The 3,896-nt window shown below is 58.0% G+C and carries 3 protein-coding genes; all 3 read right to left on the bottom strand.

Going from position 1 to position 3,896, the window contains the following annotated elements:
• Window positions 1-2,605: DAHL domain-containing protein (locus PHT20_RS16370; RefSeq protein ID WP_301021368.1), on the bottom strand; the 2,605-nt coding region annotated here is incomplete at its 3' end.
• Window positions 2,602-3,654 carry a cytochrome c peroxidase gene (locus PHT20_RS16365; RefSeq protein ID WP_301021367.1) on the bottom strand — a complete coding sequence of 351 codons (1,053 nt, stop codon included), beginning with the start codon at window positions 3,652-3,654 and terminating at the stop codon, window positions 2,602-2,604. The genes PHT20_RS16365 and PHT20_RS16370, both read right to left, overlap by 4 nt.
• Window positions 3,629-3,896, bottom strand: a 268-nt coding sequence (locus tag PHT20_RS16360) for an HD domain-containing phosphohydrolase (protein ID WP_366520952.1), incomplete at its 5' end; no start/stop codon positions are given. The genes PHT20_RS16360 and PHT20_RS16365, both read right to left, overlap by 26 nt.

The raw sequence follows: 3,896 nt of genomic DNA, 5'->3' as shown, positions 1-3,896 counted from the left end.
CATTCATCTCGGGCATGTCCACGTCCATCAAAATGGCATCAAACCGGCTGCGTTGCCAGTGTTCCAGGGCTTCGCGGCCGTTGTGTGCCAGCGTCACGCTGTGGCCTTGCTTTTGCAGCAAGGTGATGGCCAGTTTTTGGTTGACCGGGTTGTCTTCAGCCAGCAGCAGGTTCAATTTGCGGCGGTTTTCACGCAAGGCGTGCTGGGTAATCAAGGGCGCAGTGTCTGCCAGTGGCTCGCCCAGGGCAGTCATGAGGGCGTCAAGCAAGTCCGACTGTGACACTGGTTTACTCAAGTAGCTGCTGATCCCAGCTGCGCGGCAGCGTTCAGCGTCACCGCGCTGCCCTTGCGAGGTGAGCATCATCACCGTGGCGGCAGGGGCTTGTGGTGAGGTGCGCATCAACGCGGCCAATTCAAAGCCGTCCATACCGGGCATGTGCATGTCCAACAGCGCCAGCGCATACGGCTTGCCAGCGGCTGTGGCCTTGGCCAACTCAGCCAGGGCGGCCGGGCCATCGGGCACAGCGGTGGGCTGCATGTGCCAGTTGCGCAGCATGTGGCAGAGCAGTTGCCGGTTGGTGTGGTTGTCGTCGACCACCAGCACTGGCATGCCCTGAATGCGGCCAGTTTTTTGGTAACGCACCCAGGCGTTGCCAGAGGTGATGGGCATCTCCAGGGTGAAATAAAAAGTGCTGCCCGCACCCAGTTCACTGTGCACTTGAATTTGCCCGCCCATCAAGGCCACCAATTGGCTAGAGATGGTCAAGCCCAGCCCGGTGCCGCCGTATTTGCGGGTGGTGCTGGTGTCGGCTTGTGAAAACGAGTCAAAAATGGCACCAAATTTGTCGGGTGCAATGCCAATGCCGGTGTCGCGCACCTTGAAGGTCAAGCGAGCCAAGCCCGGTGGTGCCGCACTGTCAGCGTCAATCGAAACTTCAATTTCGCCATGCTCGGTGAACTTGATGGCGTTGCCGATCAGGTTCAAGATCACTTGCCGAATGCGCCCAGGGTCGCCAGAGACCCGGTCTGGCACATTGGGTGCCACCTGCAGCAGCAGCTCCAGACCTTTTTGATGCGCCCGCACCGCCAGCGTTTTGAGGGTGTCACGCAGCATGGCTTCAAGTGAAAATTCAATCACCTCCACCGTCATCTTGCCGGACTCGATTTTGGAAAAATCCAGAATGTCGTTGATGACCGTCAGCAAGGCGTCGGCCGAGGTTTTGACCAGGCTGATGTATTCGCGCTGTTCATCGTTCAGGTTGGTGTCAAGAGCCAGCTGGGTCATGCCAATGATGCCGTTCATGGGGGTGCGAATTTCGTGGCTCATGTTGGCCAAAAAATCGCCCTTGATGCGAGCCGCTTGCTCAGCTGCCGCCACCGCCGCCTGCATGGCTTGCTCGGCGTTTTTGCGCTCGGTGATGTCGCTGCGAATGGAGACGTAGCGCAGCACTTTGCCCGCATCATCCAAAAACGGCACCACGGTGGAGTTCACCCAATAGTCCGAGCCGTCTTTGCGCCGGTTTTTGACCTCGCCATGCCACACCTGTCCATGACCTATGGTGGCCCACATGTCTTTGAAAAAAGCATGTGGGTGAAAGCCAGAGTTGAGCAGGCGGTGATCTTGCCCCAGCAATTCTTGCGCACTGTATTGGCTTACCTCTGTGAACTTGCCATTGGTGTAGGTGATTTTTCCGCTGCGGTCGGTGATGCTGACGATGGAATGCTGGTCAAGCGCGTATTTCTGGAATTCAAGCTCGCGCAGCGACTCGGTGAGGGTTTTGCGGGCTTGCTGCAAAGTAGCCAACATCCAGGCGACATAAGCCAGCATGGCTGCCGCCAGCAGCGCCACCGCCAAACCGTATTGCTCGGCCTGGTGCTGGCGCTGGGCAAACTGCTGGCTGTAGATTTCAAACAACTGGTCACCATCTGCCGCAGTGCGCGACTGGGTGATGTTTTTGGTGAACTGGTTGACTTCATTTTGGTAGCTCAAAATGATCTCGACATGCTTGGCCAGCAGCGCCACTGCCTCGCGTTGCTGCCGCTCTTGTGCCGCCAGCGTGGCCATCACGGTGCGAATGTGGCCCACCAATTTTTCGTTGCCATGCGCATCAAACAGCAACACGCTTTCCAGCACATCGTGCAACAGCTTGTCGCGCTGGGGCGTGCGTCCGGGCTGATTCAACAGTTCTGCCACGGCCAACGGCAGGTAGCGGGCGGAATTGCGCAGCACCGCGTTGTGGGACTTGAACGCCTCCACCAGCGCAAATTTGTCTTTGAACTGGTTTTTGTAGTTGGCAAACGCGAGCTGCAAGGGGCTGTTGCCTGCGCCAAACAGGGTTGGGCTGATGGTTTGCAAGCTGGCCAGCAGGTGCGCAATGTCTTGCTGACTGGCCACCAACGGGTCATAGTTCAACAGCAGCCCGTAGCGTGACTGCAGCACATACTGGTTCAGCCGGGCATCTTGCTGGCGCAGTTGCTCAAGGTAAGCCACTTTGCGTACATGCAGGTCAATGTCAATTTGGGTGGATTGACGGTAAAGCCAGCCCAGCAGCACAAAGGCCAACAGCCACAAGCCGTATTTGACCGACACACGCCCCAAGCTCATAACTGTTGGCCGTTGTATTGACCGTTCAAACTGCGTAAAAAAGCAGCAATGGCGGTCAGGTCTGGCGCGGGCATGGGGCGGCCCAGCTGGTACTTGGCCATGATCGCAATGGCCTGTTCAAGCGTGGCGGCGCTGGCGTCATGAAAGTACGGCGCAGTCAAGGCCACATTGCGCAAACTCGGCACCCTGAATTCGTGCAAATTGTCGGGGTGGTGGGTGACGTTGAAGCGGCCTTTGTCGGCCTCTGTCAGGTGGCCACGGTCGGCAAAATAGTCGCCCATCAGCCCCATTTTTTCAAACATGTTGCCGCCCAGGTTTTGCCCTTGGTGGCAGCTGGCGCAGCCGTAAGACTGAAACAGCTCGTAGCCAGTGCGTTCCTCAAGCGTCAACGCATTCACATTGCCTTGCAAAAATTTGTCAAAGCGCGAGTTGGGGGTGACCAGTGAGCGTTCAAAAGTGGCAATGGCATCCTTGATGTTGGCCGTGGTGATGCCATCGCTGTAAAGCGTGCCAAAGTTCGATGAGTAAGTGGCATCAGCGCCCAGCTTATCCAGCACCAGCGCCCAGCTGGAGGCCATCTCTAAGGGGTGGTTCACCGGGCCTTCCACCTGGTCTTCCAGGGAGGCAGCGCGGCCATCCCAGAACTGCACAAAGTTCAACCCGCTGTTGAACACACTGGGTGCGTTGATGCCTCCCACCCCGCCAGCCACGCCCACCGAGCGCGCGCGGTTGTCCACGCCCCCAGAGTCCAGGCTGTGGCAGCTGGCGCAGCTGATGGTGTTGTCTTTGGACAAGCGGGCATCATGAAACAGCTGCTGCCCCAACGTGACTTTGCGCACATCAAGGTTGACGGCTTGTGGCAGGGCTTGGGTCACGGCAAAACTCACCGGGGTGGATGCCAAAGCCTTGTCAGGGTTGCCAAAAGGCTGGCTTTGCAGGGGTCGGCTGAGCTGCTTGTAGCCCAGCACGGCGGCCACCAGAACCGCCAGCAACATCAGCAGCAGCAAGCCCGCACGGGGCGATTTAAACCGGGTCATTGCGTTGTTCATTTGGGTCGTCCATGAATTGCTGTTTGATGGCCAGCACGCGGTCAAAGTCAGTGAAAAAAGCGTTCACGCAAGCCGGGTCAAAGTGGCTGCCAGCCTCTTTTTTGATCAGGTTGGCGGCATCTTCAACGCTCCAGGCTTTCTTGTAGGGGCGCTCGCTGGTGAGGGCGTCAAACACGTCGGCCACCGCCACAATGCGTCCAAACAGCGGGATGTCTTGCCCTTTGAGGCCACGCGGGTATCCG

Origin of the sequence: Rhodoferax sp. (assembly GCF_028715765.1) — a bacterium.
Lineage (GTDB): Bacteria > Pseudomonadota > Gammaproteobacteria > Burkholderiales > Burkholderiaceae_C > Rhodoferax.
This window is presented reverse-complemented; position numbering and strand designations above follow the sequence as displayed.

What these genes read in the sequence shown, in the direction of transcription:
- PHT20_RS16365 (WP_301021367.1), bottom strand. Translation starts at nt 3,654, where the DNA reads ATGAACAACGCAATGACCCGGTTTAAATCGCCCCGTGCGGGCTTGCTG.